Source organism: Marinobacter metalliresistant (assembly GCF_038098645.1).
GTDB classification, from domain to species: Bacteria; Pseudomonadota; Gammaproteobacteria; order Pseudomonadales; family Oleiphilaceae; genus Marinobacter; species Marinobacter metalliresistant.
This window is the reverse complement of record NZ_CP101118.1, coordinates 1,734,898-1,752,458: the sequence shown is the minus strand read 5'-3', so window position 1 is coordinate 1,752,458 and position 17,561 is coordinate 1,734,898. Positions and strand designations below refer to the sequence as shown.

20 protein-coding genes and 2 pseudogenes are annotated in these 17,561 nt (G+C 55.2%); 11 read left to right on the top strand and 11 right to left on the bottom strand.

Going from position 1 to position 17,561, the window contains the following annotated elements; genetic code table 11:
* Positions 1-232: 232 nt before the first annotated feature.
* Positions 233-1,531: an OprO/OprP family phosphate-selective porin gene (locus tag NLK58_RS08195; protein WP_227539478.1), complete on the bottom strand. Its 1,299-nt coding sequence runs from the start codon at positions 1,529-1,531 to the stop codon at positions 233-235.
* A 326-nt stretch (positions 1,532-1,857) separates the two neighbouring features.
* Between NLK58_RS08195 and NLK58_RS08190 the strand changes: the two genes are divergently transcribed.
* Positions 1,858-2,553 (top strand): VWA domain-containing protein, encoded by a 696-nt coding sequence (locus tag NLK58_RS08190; RefSeq protein ID WP_117618056.1) that lies wholly within the window; start codon positions 1,858-1,860, stop codon positions 2,551-2,553.
* 68 nt (positions 2,554-2,621) lie between these two features.
* A complete protein-coding gene (locus NLK58_RS08185; protein WP_117618055.1) occupies positions 2,622-3,353 on the top strand; it encodes a molecular chaperone DnaJ in 732 nt (243 codons plus the stop codon).
* Positions 3,354-3,358: 5 nt separating this feature from the next.
* Here the strand turns inward: NLK58_RS08185 and NLK58_RS08180 are convergent, their stop codons facing one another.
* Complete coding sequence (locus NLK58_RS08180; RefSeq protein ID WP_117618054.1) at positions 3,359-4,438, bottom strand: alpha/beta hydrolase; 1,080 nt, start codon at positions 4,436-4,438, stop codon at positions 3,359-3,361.
* A gap of 260 nt (positions 4,439-4,698) precedes the next feature.
* Between NLK58_RS08180 and NLK58_RS08175 the strand changes: the two genes are divergently transcribed.
* Positions 4,699-5,181 (top strand): hypothetical protein, encoded by a 483-nt coding sequence (locus NLK58_RS08175; protein WP_205422286.1) that lies wholly within the window; start codon positions 4,699-4,701, stop codon positions 5,179-5,181.
* A 119-nt stretch (positions 5,182-5,300) separates the two neighbouring features.
* Here NLK58_RS08175 and NLK58_RS08170 read toward each other — a convergent pair whose 3' ends face one another.
* The 3 genes and pseudogenes from NLK58_RS08170 to NLK58_RS08160 all read right to left on the bottom strand — a co-directional run bounded on the left by NLK58_RS08170 (position 5,301) and on the right by NLK58_RS08160 (position 6,274).
* Positions 5,301-5,744, bottom strand: coding sequence for a YHS domain-containing (seleno)protein (locus NLK58_RS08170; protein WP_117618053.1), 444 nt, complete (start codon positions 5,742-5,744; stop codon positions 5,301-5,303).
* A gap of 69 nt (positions 5,745-5,813) precedes the next feature.
* A pseudogene (locus NLK58_RS08165) lies at positions 5,814-5,949 on the bottom strand (glyoxalase); the annotation flags it as partial.
* A 22-nt stretch (positions 5,950-5,971) separates the two neighbouring features.
* Complete coding sequence (locus NLK58_RS08160) at positions 5,972-6,274, bottom strand: 2OG-Fe(II) oxygenase (protein WP_117618052.1); 303 nt, start codon at positions 6,272-6,274, stop codon at positions 5,972-5,974.
* Positions 6,275-6,397: 123 nt separating this feature from the next.
* Between NLK58_RS08160 and NLK58_RS08155 the strand changes: the two genes are divergently transcribed.
* Together NLK58_RS08155 and mtgA are read left to right on the top strand one after the other, a co-directional pair.
* On the top strand, positions 6,398-6,625 hold the full coding sequence (locus NLK58_RS08155) for a hypothetical protein (RefSeq protein WP_117618051.1): 228 nt from the start codon (positions 6,398-6,400) through the stop codon (positions 6,623-6,625).
* Positions 6,625-7,317, top strand: a complete 693-nt coding sequence (gene mtgA / locus NLK58_RS08150; RefSeq protein WP_341582487.1) for a monofunctional biosynthetic peptidoglycan transglycosylase — start codon at positions 6,625-6,627, stop codon at positions 7,315-7,317. Before NLK58_RS08155 ends, mtgA begins: the two co-directional genes overlap by 1 nt.
* Before the next feature lie 123 nt (positions 7,318-7,440).
* On the opposite strand, the gene NLK58_RS08145 is transcribed toward mtgA, so the two are convergent.
* Positions 7,441-8,019, bottom strand: a complete 579-nt coding sequence (locus NLK58_RS08145; RefSeq protein WP_117618049.1) for a c-type cytochrome — start codon at positions 8,017-8,019, stop codon at positions 7,441-7,443.
* A complete protein-coding gene (soxC, locus tag NLK58_RS08140) occupies positions 8,006-9,286 on the bottom strand; it encodes a sulfite dehydrogenase (protein ID WP_117618048.1) in 1,281 nt (426 codons plus the stop codon). The genes NLK58_RS08145 and soxC overlap by 14 nt, the downstream gene beginning before the upstream one ends.
* 328 nt (positions 9,287-9,614) lie before the next feature.
* On the opposite strand from soxC, the gene NLK58_RS08135 reads away from it, so the two are divergent.
* On the top strand, positions 9,615-10,070 hold the full coding sequence (locus NLK58_RS08135; protein ID WP_117618047.1) for a DUF4112 domain-containing protein: 456 nt from the start codon (positions 9,615-9,617) through the stop codon (positions 10,068-10,070).
* A 122-nt stretch (positions 10,071-10,192) separates the two neighbouring features.
* Here the strand turns inward: NLK58_RS08135 and NLK58_RS08130 are convergent, their stop codons facing one another.
* Positions 10,193-11,104, bottom strand: coding sequence for a DMT family transporter (locus NLK58_RS08130; protein WP_341582486.1), 912 nt, complete (start codon positions 11,102-11,104; stop codon positions 10,193-10,195).
* Between NLK58_RS08130 and NLK58_RS08125 the strand changes: the two genes are divergently transcribed.
* From NLK58_RS08125 to NLK58_RS08110, 4 genes are all read left to right on the top strand, one after another.
* Positions 11,087-12,127 carry a LysR family transcriptional regulator gene (locus NLK58_RS08125; RefSeq protein ID WP_341582485.1) on the top strand — a complete coding sequence of 347 codons (1,041 nt, stop codon included), beginning with the start codon at positions 11,087-11,089 and terminating at the stop codon, positions 12,125-12,127. The genes NLK58_RS08130 and NLK58_RS08125 overlap by 18 nt on opposite strands.
* 137 nt (positions 12,128-12,264) lie before the next feature.
* Positions 12,265-13,254: a cyclase family protein gene (locus NLK58_RS08120; protein WP_341582484.1), complete on the top strand. Its 990-nt coding sequence runs from the start codon at positions 12,265-12,267 to the stop codon at positions 13,252-13,254.
* Positions 13,254-13,880: an NAD(P)H-dependent oxidoreductase gene (locus NLK58_RS08115; protein WP_117618044.1), complete on the top strand. Its 627-nt coding sequence runs from the start codon at positions 13,254-13,256 to the stop codon at positions 13,878-13,880. Before NLK58_RS08120 ends, NLK58_RS08115 begins: the two co-directional genes overlap by 1 nt.
* Positions 13,881-13,942: 62 nt before the next feature.
* The gene (locus NLK58_RS08110; protein ID WP_117618043.1) at positions 13,943-14,656 is read left to right on the top strand and encodes an NAD(P)-dependent oxidoreductase; all 714 of its coding nucleotides are present in this window, start codon (positions 13,943-13,945) and stop codon (positions 14,654-14,656) included.
* 170 nt (positions 14,657-14,826) lie between these two features.
* Here the strand turns inward: NLK58_RS08110 and NLK58_RS08105 are convergent.
* A pseudogene (locus NLK58_RS08105) lies at positions 14,827-15,021 on the bottom strand (YtoQ family protein); the annotation flags it as partial.
* Between the two features lie 136 nt (positions 15,022-15,157).
* On the opposite strand from NLK58_RS08105, the gene rhuM reads away from it, so the two are divergent.
* Entirely contained in the window at positions 15,158-16,087 is a 930-nt protein-coding gene (gene rhuM / locus NLK58_RS08100) for a RhuM family protein (RefSeq protein ID WP_341582483.1), read from the top strand.
* A 55-nt stretch (positions 16,088-16,142) separates the two neighbouring features.
* Here rhuM and NLK58_RS08095 read toward each other — a convergent pair whose 3' ends face one another.
* Both NLK58_RS08095 and NLK58_RS08090 read right to left on the bottom strand, forming a co-directional pair.
* Positions 16,143-16,340 (bottom strand): KUP/HAK/KT family potassium transporter, encoded by a 198-nt coding sequence (locus NLK58_RS08095; RefSeq protein ID WP_162893649.1) that lies wholly within the window; start codon positions 16,338-16,340, stop codon positions 16,143-16,145.
* 560 nt (positions 16,341-16,900) lie between these two features.
* Complete coding sequence (locus NLK58_RS08090; RefSeq protein WP_117618040.1) at positions 16,901-17,524, bottom strand: PEP-CTERM sorting domain-containing protein; 624 nt, start codon at positions 17,522-17,524, stop codon at positions 16,901-16,903.
* Positions 17,525-17,561: the final 37 nt, after the last annotated feature.

Sequence of the window (17,561 nt, the reverse complement as noted above, 5' to 3'; positions counted from 1 at the left end):
TTAGCCAGACGGGACACTAGGCCCCGGTACCACGTTCATTTCACAGCGATGGATCAAGCGCAACTCCCACCGTGGCACACGCGAGCTTGAGGCTTCAATTAAGGAGTATCTGGCGACCTGCACCGACGCGCCCAAGCCCTTTGCCTGGCGCAAAACGGCAGATCAGATCATTGAATCCATCGCTCGCCTATCCGATAAGCTCAATAATAAGGTGAGCTTTTGTTAAAGGGCGCTAGAATAAATATTGAATACGTGCGGTAAAACCAAGACCGTTATCTTCATCACCTACCAAATCATTCGCACCTGGACCATCCACTTCTGAATAAATAAGGTTCGCCATATATTTAACTTGTGATGAATAATAATAGCTCGTGCCCAAAGTATAAGTTGTTATCTCGGTGCCTTGCGTACTTGATGTCGCATCGGTACCACTTAAGCGAGCAACTAATTCCCATGCGTTTTTAACCCCTTTAGGCTGCTTAAATACCGCAGAACCTTTAGAGTATTGTTTTTGAAAGCCATCCAGGAAGTAACTCGCTGATAGGCTATAACCGTCATAGAGTTCGCCATCTAATATCGAAGTGGGATCTACAGTATTTAATTCACGGGCCGCGTATTCTGCCTCCACGGTCAGGCCTTTATACTGATACGCAGCCTCTAAACCTGCTTGTTGCAAGCTATTCAGGCTCACTAGATTACCGCCTGCGGCGTAATTTACTAGGCGCGTATTTGTGTTGCGTATTTCACCACGCGCGAAGGATTCCGTTAACAAACGCCCCCCCATATCACGTTTTGAATACCAGCTACCAAGATGTAATACGCCATTTTGTAAATCTTGTTGCCAAGTTAATCGGCCCGTTAAAGACAGCGCTAACGAGCCATCATCATTATTCCTGCCATTGGCACCAAATGCTTCATTTTTATAAGCACCAACAGCATAGCGAAAGCCAGTATCTTTAAAGTATTGGTAGGCCGATGCGCCCCACTGGAAGAAAGGCGACATACTATTTGCCACCGAGCTACGCGAGATAGTATTGATATATTTACTACTGGTTAGTGCGTTTAATGAGATATCTTCACGCAACTTACCAACTTGCACTTTCAGACCATTATCGAAACCGTTGTAACGTACTCGTGCCAAAACAATTTCACCAGCACCTTCAGCAAAATCGAGTAATAATTTATGATCCCAATCACCGTGCTCGCTCTCTACGTAGGTACGAATACGGCGAGGGAAAAAGTCACTGCTTGGGTCACCGCCGTTATCAGCATTGTAGGCACCTTCAAAGTAGTTGTAGTCAACCTGAACCCGGCCACCGAACTCTAAATTGAAAATGCTTGATTTTTTTAAGTCAGAGAATTCTTTTTGCAGATCATGTAGTTGCTGTTCTAATTTTTGGGTGTCGCTGTCTGCTAATGCAGTAGTACTCGCTAATGCTGCTGCAATAGAGAATGCCAGTTGTGTGCTATTTTTTTTCATGATTTTACCAGAACCTATTTTTTGTTTGATTGTTTTAATATGAGCTGCCATGTCGGCAACTATTTAAAAAATAGCGTTACCCTTTGATCGAAGAAATATTTAGAAGGTAAGTTCCATTGTGTTTATTAAGAATATTTTGATCATAAAAATCACGAACGAGAAAACAAGCACGAACGGGAACACAAGAAAGGTGGGCCCCGTCAGTCGGATGGCCTGAAGGTGCTGTTGTGACGTATCCTGGAAAATTGATGACAGCGGAGATGTGTTCGCGGTGATCGGATTCCATTGCTTCAGAAAAAACCGGGCCTGTGAATTGCCTCGTCTTTGCCCTACGCTTATAACGATAGTTTGGTCAGCCCAGGCGGTTTCAGACGCTTATGTCCGACAAAGAGCTACGCACCAAATCCGATAAACAGTCGATCGACCAGTTTATCCACCAGGTCCGGAAACTGCCAAAACAGGGCAGGGGGCAGGGCCGGCTGATTTTCGCCCTGGATGCCACCGCGAGCCGGGAGGCGACCTGGGATGAGGCCTGCCACTTGCAGAGTGAGCTGTTCATGGCGACCAGGGATCTGGGTGGTCTGGCCATTCAGCTGTGTTATTACCGTGGCTTTGGTGAATTCAAAGCCACCGGGTTCGTCACCGAGACCGGTCAGCTGTTGGATCTGATGAACGGCGTTTCCTGCCTGGGTGGCCGTACCCAGATCAGCCGGGTGTTGGCGCACGCTGTGAAAGAAACCCGCGCAAAGGCCGTCAAGGCCGTGGTGTTTATCGGGGACTGTTGCGAGGAGCCGGTGGACGAGCTCTGCCATACCGCCGGTGAACTGGGAATGCTGCGAACCCCGGTGTTCATGTTCCATGAGGGCGACGATGCCCATGCCCGGGCAGTGTTCCAGCAGGTGAGCAAGCTGTCCGGAGGTGCCTATGCCTCCTTTGATCGAAACAGCCCGCAGGTGCTCAAGGATCTTATGGCCGCTGTTGCGGTCTATGCGTCCGGGGGAGCCAGGGCCCTGCAGGACTTTTCCAGCCGCAGCTCCCCGGAAGTCAGGCGCCTGACAAAGCAGATCAGATAGCGCTTGTTTCCATTCACCTTCAAGCCACCTTCAATCCAACGATGGGCTGATGAGCCCGGGGTATCTGAGTGCAATTAACGCTACTGGTTATCGTACTGTCGGTTTTTGCATGGGTCTGGCTGCGCAACCAGCCGCCCAGCCAACGCAAGCCGGCCCTTATCAAGCTGTTGTTGTTTGCCGGTATCGCGATGGTGGTTCTGTTGGCCGTTACCGGCCGGGTGCACTTTCTGCTTGCGTTGTTGGTGTTTCTTTACCCATTGCTACGCCGTGTGCTGCCATCCATATTGATGGGGCGTATGGCCGGGGCAGGGAGCGGGGAAGCAAAAGCCAAACCGGGCAATCAATCCCATGTGTCCAGCGACATTCTCGAAATGAGCCTGGACCACGACTCCGGAACCATGAATGGCAAAATCCTGAAAGGCCCCATGGCCGGTCGGGCGCTGGCGGATCTGGGCGAGAGCGAATTTATCGAGCTGTTACGATACTGTCGGGAGCATGACGAGGACTCGGCCCGGCTGCTGGAGTCCTACCTTGACCGCCGGTTCGGAGACTCCTGGCGTGCGGACGACGTGGCCAGCGATGACGGCGGGGAATCCCGTGATCGTGCCAATTCCGGCGATGCCGGCGGTCCTTTAACCAAGAGCGAAGCCCTGGACATCCTCGGGCTGGAGCCCGGTGCCAGCCGGGAGGAGATCATCCAGGCCCACCGCCGGATGATGCAGAAACTGCACCCGGACCATGGCGGAAGTAACTATCTGGCAGCCCGTATCAATGAAGCCAAAGAGCGCCTGCTGAGCTGATCCCTTTAGGTTGAACCGGCTTCCACCCGCGACAGAAACGCCCCGATATGCTGGAACGCCTCTTCCGCCTCCGGCAGCAGCGGCGTAAACAGATGCCACACATGAACCATGTCGGGCCAGGTTTCCACTTCCACCGGTGAACCAGCCGCCCGTGCTTTCTCTGCGTACCGCCGGGCATTTTCCACCAACAGTTCCGATTCGCTGGCGTGAATCAGTGTTGGCGGAAGAGCGTGTAACTTTCCGCGCAGGGGTGATGCCATAGGGCTGGTGGGCAATACCCGCATGCCCAGAACGGTTCCCCACCATAGCAACGGCAGCGGTACCCGGGACATTTTTTTAACGATTGGTCCCAGCATGACATCGGTTTTCAGATTGGCCCGGCTGCCCAGTGAGGTCAGCATCAGTTCGGTGGAGGGTGACAATGCAATAGCGGCGTTCGGTGGTTGCAGGCCCTGATCTCGTATCCAGGCGATGAGTCCCAAGGCGTGGCTGCCGCCGGCGGAGTCCCCCGCAACCACCACGAAATCAGCCGGAGCCTTTCCGTCCGGGCCGTTGTCCAGAAGCCAGCGATAGGCCCGCTGGCAGTCGATGATGCCGTCCAGGTAGCGGTTTTCCGGCATCAGCCGGTAATCGATAGCGAATACGCAGGCGTGGGCCAGCCGTGACAACCGGTCAGTAATGGCGCGATGGCTTTTGGGGCTGCCGGCGATCCAGGCGCCGCCGTGAATGTAGAGAATGCGACGCTCGGGTTTTGCGCCGGGCGCAATGACCCATTCGCCCCTGGGGGAGCCGTTGGCAGGGGAATGGATTGCCGAGACCAGTTCCAGACCATCGCTCATGCTATCCATATAGTTCCGCAACGCCTTTACACGAGCGCGGCCATGGAGGCCTTCAGCGGCGGTATGCATACCCTCGACCATTTCAAGCACTTGTTGGCGAGCCTCACTTTGTTGCTCGCGGGTGGGCGCTTCGGTGTCATCCCCGGCATCGTGACGCCGGCGCAGGACGAACACCACGGCAGCAACCAGCGCGACCATGATCAGTCCGAGCCACATCATTGCGAACCAGGCGATTCCAAATATCATATACAGTCCTTACAGGGTTTCATCAGAGCCGCCCAAGACTAGAATTGCCCAGGAGCCCCTTGTTTGTCAGGACGTTACGGTAAGGGGCGGACCGGTTGACCACCAGTTGCGAGGCGCTCTCCTCCCACAGCGGATTAAACCACGAAACGTGTGGACATGTCCTTGAGCCCACCGGCGAGCTGGGCCAGCTTCTCGCAGATGAACTTGTGCCTCAGGGCCCTCAGTATGCAAAGATAGGGTTAAAGGACAGGAGCACCGCAATGACATCGCCCACTGACAATCTTCGGGGCCCCTGGATCACGTTTCTCGCGCATCTGTTCCTGATCCTCGTGGCCTGGACCGTCTTTATCAAATATCTGTTTCCGGTTGGCTTTGCGCTGGTCAGCGGTGAGGCGTGGACAACGTATATATACTGGGATCTTTGGCCGGCGGCTCATCTCTGGCTGGCCTGGGCGTTGTTGGTGCGACCACGATATACCCGCATGCTGGCCATTGGCATGTCGGTGGTTGAGATTTTCATTATCACGACGCTGTTCATCTGGTTTCTGGCGGATCCGGAGTGGTCCATCTGGCGCACGAACTGGTTTGTGAACAAGGTATTTGTGCTGGCCGCGTTTGTTCTGGTTCTGGGTACGGCTCTGTGTCGGCCGGAAGCTCTGAAGGGCCACTCGGAGCGGCGAATTGAGGTACCAGAACGGCGCGTTCTACAATCGCTCACGCATCGGCCCGATCGAGAGTATTGAGGATATTCATGGGCTGGATGTGGTTACCTTCCGCTTCGCGCCGATCTTCAACCCGGCGCCACAATATGGTCTTTCGAGAGTCTCGTCTGGCTAAAGAGTTTGACAGCTGCTTTGATTTCCTACTCCAGAACCCTCGGCCAATTCACATCCGCCTGTCGAATAAACCCGTCTGGGTCTTCCAGCCACTGGTCTTGCACGGATTGGTTGTAGTTCAGGTACAGCCGCCCGTCCTTGATGGTCCAGTACTTAGGGTCGCCTTTGGCGAGGTTGCCCTGGCTGACAGCCCAGGCGCAGTAGCCGCCATAGGCCGGCACGTAGCGTTCAGGGTTGTCTTTGAAGCGGGCCAGATGTTCAGCGTTTGCAAATCGCCAGGTGGCCCCCTGGTACTCGGCCGTGAAGTTGCTGGAGCCTTTGGTGGGTTGTCCGGTTTCGAAGTAACTGACGGTGTCGTACCCACCGGCGCCGGTATTGCTCAGTAAGCCGGTGTAGACAGGCGGTTCGGAAGCCATTGCGCTGGCTGTGAAGAGCAGAGCGATGACCATCAGCGGTAAGAGCCTTTTCATGCCATTTCCCCTTTTGGTGAAGGCGACTATTCCTCAGACACCGCTGATGGGATTTTGTTACGTCCCGGCTCAGTACGCGCCCTCGCCGTAAATCAATTCATAGCTGTGGCTGTAGATTTCCACAATGTTCCCGAACGGAAATCATCCGGTAGGGTTTCTCGCCCGGGTAATAGAAACGGGGCTTTTCCATGCGCCTCTTTCCACCTTCACACTGTTGGGGTGCAGGCTCAGGATTTGTTTAGAGCAAAGCTCAACAACCACCGATTCCCGCGTTCGATCCTTGAAACCCGGTGCTGGTAAAGATCTGGTCGAAACAGGTATACCCGCCCGAACAGGTTAAAAATGTTCTTCTCGCAGATAAATTTGCCACCGGCTTTGGGTTTCACCAGAACGCAGTTGAGTTTGTATAGCTGGCCCTCAGAAATCATGTCCACGTGGGGCACGACCTTATGGCCCTCAGGGTAACGTACCAGGTATATCTTCAAACGTTTGGAGTGGAACAGGATCCGGGTTTTTACGTTTGCTGGCATGGCAGATGCGTTCGCTCTTAAACGGGACTCGGGCATCAGTTTGCGTGGTCTGTAGGGTGGTGGTCAATCGTGCCTCCGGTCCCTCAGTGTGCAAAGATAGAACTAAAGGACGGGAGCACCGCAATGGCATCGGCCACTGACAATCTTCGGAGCCCCTGGATCACGTTTCTCGCGCACCTGTTCATCTGGTTTCTGGCAGGCCCGGAGTGGTCCGTCTGGCGCACGAACTGGTTTGTGAACAAGGTATTTGTGCTGGCCGCGTTTGTTCTGGTTCTGGGTACGGCTCTGCGTCGGCCGGAAGCTCTGAAGGGCCACTCGGAGCCGCGAATTGATGGGGTGGGTTCGAACTAATGGCCAAGATGTCTGGTGCCCGAAAATTCCTGCGTCTGCTTGGCTGGACCTTCGGTGGCGCGTTAGTGCTGATCGTGTTGGTGATGCTGTTGTTCCGGTTTGTGAATCCACCCACCTCAGCATTTATGCTGGGCTACCAGTTGGAGTACCCGCACAAATCGCTGGCCTATGATTGGGTGTCCATGTCCGAGATTTCCCCCTGGATGCCCCTGGCAGTAGTGGCCAGCGAGGATCAGCGTTTTCCTTATCACGCGGGCGTGGATTTCGAGGCGATTCGGCAGGCGCTCTCGGAGTACCGGGCCGGCGAGGGGCTTCGGGGTGCCAGCACCATCACCCAGCAAACCGCCAAAAACCTGTTTCTCTGGAACGGGCGCAGCTTCGTCCGAAAGGCCATCGAAGCGGTGTTGGCCCTGGGGCTGGACGGCTTGTGGCCGAAAAAACGTGTGCTGGAGGTGTATCTGAATATCGCCGAATTCGGGCCAGGCATATACGGGGTGGAGGCGGCCAGCCAGGCCTTCTTCGGCAAGCCTGCCCGGCACCTTTCAGAATATCAGGCCGCGCGGCTTGCAGCCGTGCTCCCGAATCCGAAAGTGTTGAGTGCTGCTTCGCCATCCTCCTATGTGCTGGAGCGGGAGGCCTGGATTCGTGGCCAGATGGCGCAGCTTGGGCTCGGGCATTTGCGGGATCTTTAGTCGGAAAACCGGGAAGGTCGACCGAACCGAACCAGATCCACTTTAGATGAACGGCTTGTTACAGGAAAAGAGAAATTTTTTATTTCTCTTTTCCTGTAACAAGCCTACTGCTCGCCTGGTCCGTCACTCACCACTTCTACAATCACTCATACACGCCCTGGCATCAACATCCGGGCGTGGGTCCGGGTGGGCGAAGCCATCCCGGTTGGGCATTTTGACTTCGGGCAGTGACTTGGCGTCGAGGGTTGTGTCTTCCTCCACAATGCCGTTCAGGTGAAGAACATAGGCGGTGACCGCATAGGTTTCATCCGGTGAGAGGGATTGGGGGGACTGGAACGGCATGGCACGGTGAACGTAGTCGTAGAGTGTGGTGGCAAAAGGCCAGTAGCTTCCCGCGGTCTTGACCGGAGAGTCACTTGCCAGCGTGCCCTTACCGCCTACCAGCCGGTCCATCGGACCACTTTTACCGTCGGCGCCGTGGCAACTCTGGCATTGGGCCTGGTAAACCTCCTTGCCCTCGGCCACGCTACCGGAGCCTTCGGGCAGACCTTCACCGCTGGGCGGTACATCAATGTCCCAGCCCGCGACTTCTTGATCGGTGGCGTCCCGGCCCAGCCCGTAATCTTCATCCTGAGCCATAACCGTGCCTGTCCCGACCAGGGATACAAGTACAATGGGTGCGATGGTTTTATACGTGAACATTGCTGACCCCTCCATCAGAGCTGACTTCCCATGTTTGTATGGCATTCAGGTGATAAACGGATTTCAGCCCTCGCACGTCGATTAACGCCTGACGGGTGGGCTGGACGTATCCGGTTTCATCAATGGCACGGCTCTGCAGAAGCGCGCTGCCCCCCTTCCACCGCCATGGCAGCCGGAACGCAGTCAGTGCCTTGGTCTCCACCGGGCCTTCGAGCTTCGCCTGAGTCCAGTTGCGGCCACCGTCGGTGGAGACATCCACCCGGGTAATCTTGCCCCGGCCAGACCATGCAAGCCCCCGGATTTCGTAAAAGCCCTTTTCCGGAAGGGTGTGCCCCCCTGACGGAAAGGTGATTACGGACTTGGCTTCCATCACGAAGGTGAACTGACGAGCGCTCCCGTCCGGCATCAGGTCGGTGTATTTGGACGTTTCTTCCCGGGTCATATAAGGCGCGTCACCGACTTCAAGCCGGCGCAGCCACTTGATCTGGGTATTGCCCTCAAAGCCCGGCAGGATCAGCCGCAAAGGGTAGCCCTGTTCGGGCCGCAAGGCCTCTCCATTCTGGGCATAGACCACCAGCGCATCGTCCATGGCTTTTTCCATGGGAATGCTGCGGGTCATCGCGGCGGCATCGGCGCCCTCTGCCAGGATCCACTTGGCCTTATCCCTAACACCCGCGGCTCGCAGGAGCGTAGACAGGCGCACGCCTGTCCATTCACAACAGCTGAGCAGGCCATGGGTGTCCTGAACGGTCTTGCCGCTGGGCTTTTTCCATTCAGTCAGAGTGTTGCCCGAACACTCCAGGAAACGCTTCATCGAGACCTGGGGGAAGCGTTTGATCTCTGCCATGTCGAAGATCATCGGCTTCTCGACCATGCCGTGCAGCATCAGTTGGTGCTGTTCAGGATCGATATCAGGAACCCCGCCGTGATGGCGTTCAAAGACCAGGCCATTGGGGGTGATGGTGCCATTCAGATCCTGTAACGGGGTAAAACTCCAGGAAGAGGTTTTGGTGGGTGTTAAGTCCGTCGGTGTGCGGACTACGCCATCCTCAAATCTTGAGGGCTGGCCATAGGCCGGTGAAAGAATGGGTTTACCCTGGGACAGGGACCATTCCGGCACATCAGGTGCCAGATTTCCTGCGCCGCCGCTTGCCGCCAGTGCCTGGCTGACCGGTAAAGGCAAACTGACTACCCCTACCGCTCCCAGGGTGCGCTTGAGAAATTGCCGCCGTTCTATCTGCCTATCCGTGCGGTTGATCTGAGCCATAGTCCAGTTCCTCGTTTTTGTCACTGCAGCTCTGTCACTGCACCAACTACCCGGAATCCTTCATCAATTGCCAAGATGGTGCTGGTCGACATTATGTGAGTGTTTTTTGATCAATCATTAACGGAATAGCATTGGTCCTGACACCTGTCAAACTGGATAGGAAAACAGCGCAGAATTGTCTTTGACGATCACCCGTGCCAGTTCGGGCTGATTCTTGCCTCCGTGCTACCCTGATGATCTGTCGCCTGCAATCCATACCAGCAGCCTGTCGGACTTAAGGCTGACAGGCTGCTGGCCCGCGATTCTGTTAACTGTTTGTGGAGATGTAATGGCAAAGCCTACCGAGGCCCAGCAACGGGCGATACTGGAGCGGCTGGATAAGTTCAGCCGGTTTACCGACAGCAGCATCGGTATTCCCTTCACCAAGTTTCAGATTGGCGTGGATTCCATTATTGGCCTGCTACCGGTAGTAGGCGACTTCGCCGGCTTGGTGTTATCCGGCTATGTGCTGATCGAAGCGCAGCGGGCGGGTGCCAGCAAGGATGTGAAGCTGCGTATGCTGCGCAATATGGGCATCGATTTTCTCGGTGGCCTGTTGCCGGTGGTAGGCGATGCCTTTGATGCCATCTACAAGGCCAATATTCGCAATACCCGGTTGCTGAAAAACGATCTGGAAAAGCAGCTCGCAGTGCAGCCGCCCCCACCACCCTTTCCCTGGAAGACCCTGATCTGGTTGTCCATTCTGTTTGCCGTTATTACGGGTGGGTTGATGCTCGTTTGGTAGTGGTGAGCACTGCGGTCTTGGTTGGGGTTAATGCAGATTGGCTATATTGCTTAATCCGCAGAGCGAGTTTGCAAAGAGATTTCTGGTTGCCGGAATCTCTGTCGCGATCGTTGCGTTTCTGATCAACCCTTGCCGCGCGATGTCCGGTTGCTCATCCGCAACCCCACGATCACAGTTAAAGCGCCCAGCCAGATTCCCAGTGAGTATCGCTCGTTAAACCATACTACGCCGATGATTAGTCCAAATACGGCAGCCACTGCGCCGAGTTGGCTGTAGAAAACCGGATTGGAGCGCTTCTGAAGCTCGAAGGCGCAGTAGTAGGTCAATGCGGTCAGAAGACCCTGGATGAGGATGACAGTTAAAAATGCAGACCCAAAACCCCCCGAGGCCAGCGGTGTTTCGGTTAGCCTGGCGAGTAAGCCCAGTACGATAGCCGAAGCGAGCAGGGTGCCGGCAGCCAGCGTCATGGGTTTTGCCTGGTCGGGCCAGGCGACCGAACGGTAGACATTGCCGACCGACAGCGCGGCCGGGATAAGCAGGCCGAGGGCGAACCACAGCAGATTGGACTGGCCCATTTCGGTATGGCGTTGCAGAACAATCCAGGCGCAGGCGGAAACCGCAACCGACAAGCCGGCCAGTTTCGTCCAGCTGAGTCTTTCCAGGCCGATCGTTGTTGCAATCAGAAAAGTGAATATCGGCGGTAAGGCGTACATGATGCCAGTGAAGCCGGCCCCCAGCTTCGTCACGAGGTAGAAGGCGATAACATTGGGTATCGCGATACCCGTCAGGCCACTGATAAAAAAGTAGATGGTCAGACGCTGTTCGAACAGGGCTCTGAAGTTCGCTGAGCAAAGCAACAAAATCAAGCCGGCAATGAGCGTTTGCCAGAATGCATAGGTGATGGCAGGCACACCCTGAGCCGTGGCTGCTTTCGCCAGGGCCAGCATCAGCGCAATCAGGAAACCATTGGCCATCAACAGGCCCCAGACAATGGCCTGAGGCGGAAAGGGCAGGCATTGTATCAAGGTTATCATGGTCAGCTCGCTCCAGGGTATGAATATAAACGTGGTGAGCCTGAGTGTGCCGGAATTCATTCAATTGATAATTGGAGCGATCCGAACAATACTTATTCCAAATTGGAAAGTATTCAGGAGCGTGAGGTGGCCACCGACAAGCTTGTTGCCATGAAGATTTTTCGGCGTGTCGCGGAATTGGGAAGTTTCACGAAGGCCGCGGATGATCTGAACATCACCGCCGCGACGGTCAGTAAACACATCGCGTTTCTGGAGCAGGACATTGAGACCCGGTTGATTAACCGGACGACGCGCCGGATGCATCTCACCGATGCGGGTCTGGCTTTTCTGAAGCGAACCCAGGCGCTTCTGGATGGCCTTGAGGATGCCGAACTGGAGGCTCGAGGCGTGCAGGCGGAGCCCCGCGGAACGATCCGGATCAACGTGCCCATGTCATTTGGCCTTACTCACATCACGGAAGCTATCGACAGTTTTCTGAAACGTTACCCTGATATCGACGTGGACCTGCAACTCAGTGATCGTATGGTCGATTTGGTAGAACAGGGCGTTGATATCGCGATCCGGGTTCGCAATGCGCTTTCCGATTCTAGCCTGCTTGCCAAGCCGCTCAGGAAATCCAGAAACATTGTTTGCGCCTCCCCTCAATATCTGGCGAGTGCGCCAGAGATCCATTCGCCGGCAGACCTCGCCCGGCACAATTGCCTGACGTTCGCTCTTCACGATAGGCCGAGGGTCTGGGAACTGGGTGCAGAGGAAGTTACCGTTAATGGTAATTTCCGGACAGATAGCAGCCTGGCGATCCGCCAGAGTCTGTTGCGGGGTTTGGGGGTTGGTTTGGTGCCGCGCTTTCTGGTGCAACAGGACCTAGATAGCGGATCGCTAATTCCGCTGCTTCAGGACTTCCCTCCGAAGCCTTATACCGTTTTTGCGCTTTTCCCACCGGGGCGTAAACAGCCGACGAAAGTCAGGCTTCTGCTGGAGCATCTGGATCAGTATTGGGGAGACAAACCCTATTGGGAATAGGGCGCCCCTGATCCGGGCTGATCAATTTGCTGCAATGATTATTTCCTTTTTGGAAATACTGTAGTTCTATTCCGTCCGTTTAACCGTTCTGAGCGATTTCATAGAGTGAAGACTCCAACCTGAAGGAGGACAACTCTATGAAGCGTCATACCGCATTATTCCATTCCGTAATTCTGTCCATGTTCCTGGCACCTGCAGCGGCCAATGCCGCCGACGTAGCCTCGAGCCCCTGGGGGCCTGACGATGAGATCGGCCGTCTGAACATGATGACCGCCGATTCAAGAAAAGCCGCGCTGGAAAACCTGAGTCCGGCCAAGACCTACGATCTGAGCGTTGAGTACTTCATCGGCATGCCCAGCTGGCAGGCGGCGGGCGACCCGCATTTTCAGATGTGGATGACCCACACGCCAAAAGGCACAGAAGTGGACGACCCCCTGTCTGTGGGCGAAGAGATGAATGCCCACGTGAGCTACACGGGGTCTGCCTTTTCGATGTATGCGCACACAGGCACCCACAATGATGCTCTGAACCACTTCGGACTGAACGGCAAGATCTGGAACCACTTTTCAGCGGACCAGCACTTGGGCGACCGGGGCTGGAACAAAACGGGCATTGAGAAAATGCCCCCGATTATTGCCCGAGGGGTTCTGCTGGATATTCCCGCTGCCAAAGGCCTGAAAGAGCTGGAGCCGGGCTACCGGATAACGAGAGAAGATCTGAAGCTTGCGCTGAGTGTCCAGGGTATCGATATTGCGCTGGGCGATGTGGTGCTGATCCGGACAGGGCGTATGCGGCATTACCAGGAGGCCGACCGGTTTATGGAGAACGCGCCCGGATTGGGCATGTCCGCCGCGCGCTTTCTGGCCGACGAGAAACAGGCTCTTTCGGTGGGCGCGGACAACCTGAGTTTTGAAGCGTTTCCATCGGAGGACGACGGTAACTATGTACCCGTGCACACGTATTTGCTGGCCCAGCAAGGCGTTACCATCATGGAGCTGGTGAATCTGGAAGAGCTGGCAGAAGACGGGGTGTATGAGTTTGCCTTTATCGGTGCGCCACTGAAGATCCGTGGTGGGGACGCAGCGCCGCTGCGGCCGGTCGCAATTCCTTATGAGGGGAGCAAGTGATGGATATTCATGCCGCTCTGGACTGGCGTTATGCGGTCCGTGAATTTTCTCCGGAACAGTTGAACACCCAGGCCGTTGAAACACTGCTGGATGCCGTTCGCAAAAGCGCCTCGTCCTATGGCTTGCAGCCCTACAAGGTGATCATGATCGAATCCGCAGCCGTGCGGCGAGACCTGTTGCCGCACGCCTTCGGTCAGCAGAAGGTGGTGGACTGCTCCCATTTGATTGTGTTTGCTACCGACACACGCATCGGCGATCAAACGGTGGATCGCTACGTAAACCAGTGCATGAAGGTCAGAGAGATTCCCTACCAGGATATCGCGGGCTACGCTGGCCATATGAAGCAAGCTTTGGCCTCGAAATCCCGGACGGAAAAAAGGGAATGGGCACACCAGCAAGCGTACATTGGGCTTGGTACCCTGCTAACGACGGCTGCTGTGTTGGAAATCGACAGTTGCCCAATGACCGGCATTGATTCGCGGGCTTTTGATCAGGTACTGGGATTGGCCCACCATGAGCTGGAAACCTCCGCCATTGTGGCTCTGGGGCGCAGAAGCGCGGGAGACCGCAGCGCTGGCTTGCCAAAAGTGCGGTTCGATTACGACGATTTCGTTATCCGGATATAGCGAATCGATTTGGGAGGCCACAGGTTCGTGGATCGGTGTTGGCAAACAATGGAGAGTACGCAATGACGGTTTTGGTGGTGGGCGCCACTGGTGCGACAGGACGGTTGTTGGTGGAACAGCTGCTTGAGCTTGGCAATCCGGTTCGAGCGGTTGCTCGAGCTCCCGAGAAACTGCCGCAAGCGCTGATAGACCACCCGGCCTTGTCGGTCATTCATGGGAGTATCCTGGATTTCAGTGATGACCAGATACGGCAGCACGTTGACGGCTGCTCGGCGGTCGCATCGTGTCTTGGCCACAACCTGACCTTCAAGGGGATGTATGGTTCGCCGCGGTGGTTGGTGACCGATACGCTTCGGCGATTGTGCGAGGCCATCCGGGCGTCCCGGCCATCGACAACGGTCCGAGTGGTGTTGATGAATACCGCGGGCAATAGCCACCCCGAGGAATCTCCGTCATTTGCTGAGGCGTGCGTGGTTGGACTGATTCGCGTGCTTGTTCCGCCCCATGCAGACAATGAAAAGGCTGCGGAGTATCTGTCGAAACAGGTCACCGCTGACGATCCGGCCCTTGAGTGGGTGGCTGTCCGACCAGACACCCTGATTGATGAAGATCAGGCAACGACCTATGACGTGGTTCCTTCGCCAACCCGCAGTGCGATTTTCAATGCCGGCAAAACGAGTCGGATCAACGTTGCGCACTTCATGGCGGAGCTGATTTCAAGCGACGAGACATGGCAGCAGTGGAAAGGGCGAATGCCTGTGATCTACAACAGGTGATTTACCGCGATCGATGAGTTTAAAGGTGAGCGAGGCATCAAACGGAGAAAACGTGGCAAAGCCTGATGCGAAACATCAGGCCTGCGTGGCTTTACCGGGTGCCGCAGAACTTCCGGCCGGAAGCCCTGAAGGCGCGTTCGCTATCAAACATGCGACACCCCGGTACCAACTTACTTCGCTGTGGTGACGTACTTCAACACCTCAACGATTTCCTCCGGTGTCTGCGCCCAGGCTATAGCCGCCGCGTCCACCTCCTTAAGGGGGTGAACGATGTCGTCGTTGTGGAGCGTAATGTAGGGCGTGCCCATGGCGGCGCAGTAGCCGGCATCAAAGGCGGCGTTCCACTGCTTGTATTTGTCACCGAACACAGTTGGTGTGGGATCGTAATAAAGTCGGTAACAACATAATAAAGTTGGTAACTCGGAGAGCTGGGCTGCTTGAAATGTTGAAAAGCACTGCGCAAGCTGGAAGAGGCTGAGCAATTGATCATGGGAAAACGGAATGGCTGAGCAACAGGTACGAATCTTCAAATCCGCAGATGGCCAGGCACAACTTGAAGTGGCGCTGGATCAGGAGACAGTCTGGTTAAACCAAAACCAGATGTCTTCCCTATTTGATACCTCCACTGATAACGTCGGTTTACACCTGAAGAATGTCTATGCAGAAGGCGAGCTTGAGGAAGATCGAACTACCGAGGATTTCTCGGTAGTTCGCCAGGAAGGCAATCGCCAGGTTCGACGCCGTATCAAGCATTACAATCTGGATGCCATTATTTCCGTGGGTTATCGAGTCAGTTCTAAACGCGCAACCCAATTTCGCCAGTGGGCGACTCAAGTTCTGAAAGACCATTTAGTTAAGGGTCATACCCTCAACCAGCGTCGGCTGGCCGAGCGAGGCATCGAGTTCGAGCAGGCTGTTAACCTGCTAAGCCGCACCCTCACTAATCAGGGTCTGGTATCCAATGAAGGCGAAGCGGTCGCCCGGGTGATCAGCGATTATGCCCGCTCCTGGAGTCTGTTGCAGGGCTACGATGAGCAGCAGCTGGCCGAGATTGGCATCAATCAACCGGACATGCAGCAGCTGGAGCTGGATGAGGCACTGAAGGCCATTGGTAAGCTCAAACATACTCTGATTGCCAAAGGCGAAGCCACGGAGCTGTTTTACCCGAACGTGGCCAGCCGGGCCGCACACCTGCTTTACTTTGTGATCAAAAATCACCCGTTGGCGGACGGCAACAAACGCTGCGGTTCGTTTCTGTTTTTGTGGTACCTGCGCCGTAACGAAGCTTTACTTGGACGGCCAGTGGAACAACTGATTAATGACAATACCCTAGTGGCATTGGCCCTGCTGGTGGCGGAAAGCCTTCCGGATCAGAAGACGCTGATGATTCGTTTGATTGAGCATTTTGTGCTTTTGAAAAGCGAATCTTGAGCGCCAAACATGGGAACTCTTGGTGCGAGCCAGATTTTAATAGTTACCGACTTTATTACCATGCAGTGCCGGCTCTACAGCTTGAGTCGGCGCGGGCCACATTGAAGGCCAGAATCGTGGTCACAAGCATGGTGGCATTCACACTCGCACCATAGGCGGCCGCCTGCTCGAAAATGCTGTTCATCCCCAGCGCTGCCAGGGTCAGAAACCAGGCCACCATGATCGGGCCGAACATCGCCCCTACCTCGTCCATAAACCTCCGTATCCGCGCTACCCTCCTCAAGTCCGGGTGCGTCAACAGCCACAGCTGCGTTGTAAGCTCGGGCACCGTGTTTTTTGCCGCTGTTGCCGTTCGCCATAGATCGCTTGGAAAATGTCGGAAACTCGTCGGCCGATGAGGTGGAGATAGACGATCTCTATGGTGAAGGGTTTGATCCGGTAGAGAGATCGTCGTGGTATGGCGAGCGAGTGGATGATCGGTATTTTGAGCCGTTGACCGAACAGCGTACCCACAGCAAGCTCAATGCGTTGCCGGACGATGTGAAGCGAGATTGCCCGGGTTGCTTCCGAGGGTGCTCAACAGAGATTCTGTTGGTGAAACTGTTTACTCCTCGCACGCCGTCTGTTTCAGATTTGAAACAGTCGTGTCGATATTGTTTACATGTATGCGGCATCTACCCCTGGTTCATCAGGAGGGCGATGTCGTTATGGTGGCACGTGATAGAGAGCGCGCCTAATCATCCATGATTATTGCGGAAGGCAAAACAAAAAAAGACCGCAAGATGCGGCCTTTTAACACGCAAGGTTTGGATGTTAGCCGCGGCGGCGCGCCATTCCCAGCCCCAGAAGCCCCAAACTAAACAGAGCAAGTGTTCCTGGCTCGGGTACTGCTACGGTTACTTTTACATCATCCAGAAAGTTACCAACGGTGCCAGTCTCGGGAACCACCGAGGTGAACATGATGCGAGTGTTGATTGCAGTGGCTACGAAGGAGTCGGAGAAGACGCTCCAGCCATTGGTCGTGTGGTCGGAGAGCAGCCAGGACATGGCCGCACCTCCGTCCGGAGTGACGGAGAACGCGAACTCTTCGGTGATGCTGCGTCGGGCCTGATAGGCAAAGCTCATGTCGTAGGCCTGGCCGATATCAGTGGCAATATCCTGGAAAATGCTAAACGCAGTGCCGGTGCCAGGATCGGAATTCAGTTCGGCAAACTGATCGCCTTGGTAGGCGGTTTCGCTGTTGAAGTTGTCCCAGATTTCGATACGGCTGCCATCCCAGCCAGCTACTGCACTGGCGTCAAAGGCCTGCCAGGCACCAGAAGCTACATCCGGATCTTCAAAACTGCCATTCACAATAAGGTTGGCACTGGCCGGTGCTGCGATGAAAAGAGAAACACTGAGAGTGCTGAGAACGGCGATACGGCTGAACAATGACATGGGGTACTTTCCTCAACTGCGTAGTTTTGATAGCCGG

Bases quoted from the DNA above. Each gene is read 5' to 3' on its own strand.
- NLK58_RS08190 (WP_117618056.1), top strand. From the start codon at position 1,858: ATGTCCGACAAAGAGCTACGCACCAAATCCGATAAACAGTCGATCGAC.
- NLK58_RS08110 (WP_117618043.1), top strand. From the start codon at position 13,943: ATGACGGTTTTGGTGGTGGGCGCCACTGGTGCGACAGGACGGTTGTTG.
- NLK58_RS08160 (WP_117618052.1), bottom strand. From the start codon at position 6,274: ATGCCAGCAAACGTAAAAACCCGGATCCTGTTCCACTCCAAACGTTTG.
- NLK58_RS08170 (WP_117618053.1), bottom strand. From the start codon at position 5,744: ATGAAAAGGCTCTTACCGCTGATGGTCATCGCTCTGCTCTTCACAGCC.
- NLK58_RS08115 (WP_117618044.1), top strand. From the start codon at position 13,254: ATGGATATTCATGCCGCTCTGGACTGGCGTTATGCGGTCCGTGAATTT.
- NLK58_RS08155 (WP_117618051.1), top strand. From the start codon at position 6,398: ATGGCATCGGCCACTGACAATCTTCGGAGCCCCTGGATCACGTTTCTC.
- NLK58_RS08180 (WP_117618054.1), bottom strand. From the start codon at position 4,438: ATGATATTTGGAATCGCCTGGTTCGCAATGATGTGGCTCGGACTGATC.
- NLK58_RS08195 (WP_227539478.1), bottom strand. From the start codon at position 1,531: ATGGCAGCTCATATTAAAACAATCAAACAAAAAATAGGTTCTGGTAAA.
- NLK58_RS08095 (WP_162893649.1), bottom strand. From the start codon at position 16,340: ATGGACGAGGTAGGGGCGATGTTCGGCCCGATCATGGTGGCCTGGTTT.
- mtgA (WP_341582487.1), top strand. From the start codon at position 6,625: ATGGCCAAGATGTCTGGTGCCCGAAAATTCCTGCGTCTGCTTGGCTGG.
- NLK58_RS08090 (WP_117618040.1), bottom strand. From the start codon at position 17,524: ATGTCATTGTTCAGCCGTATCGCCGTTCTCAGCACTCTCAGTGTTTCT.
- NLK58_RS08130 (WP_341582486.1), bottom strand. From the start codon at position 11,104: ATGATAACCTTGATACAATGCCTGCCCTTTCCGCCTCAGGCCATTGTC.
- NLK58_RS08145 (WP_117618049.1), bottom strand. From the start codon at position 8,019: ATGTTCACGTATAAAACCATCGCACCCATTGTACTTGTATCCCTGGTC.
- rhuM (WP_341582483.1), top strand. From the start codon at position 15,158: ATGGCTGAGCAACAGGTACGAATCTTCAAATCCGCAGATGGCCAGGCA.
- NLK58_RS08135 (WP_117618047.1), top strand. From the start codon at position 9,615: ATGGCAAAGCCTACCGAGGCCCAGCAACGGGCGATACTGGAGCGGCTG.
- NLK58_RS08120 (WP_341582484.1), top strand. From the start codon at position 12,265: ATGAAGCGTCATACCGCATTATTCCATTCCGTAATTCTGTCCATGTTC.
- NLK58_RS08175 (WP_205422286.1), top strand. From the start codon at position 4,699: ATGACATCGCCCACTGACAATCTTCGGGGCCCCTGGATCACGTTTCTC.
- soxC (WP_117618048.1), bottom strand. From the start codon at position 9,286: ATGGCTCAGATCAACCGCACGGATAGGCAGATAGAACGGCGGCAATTT.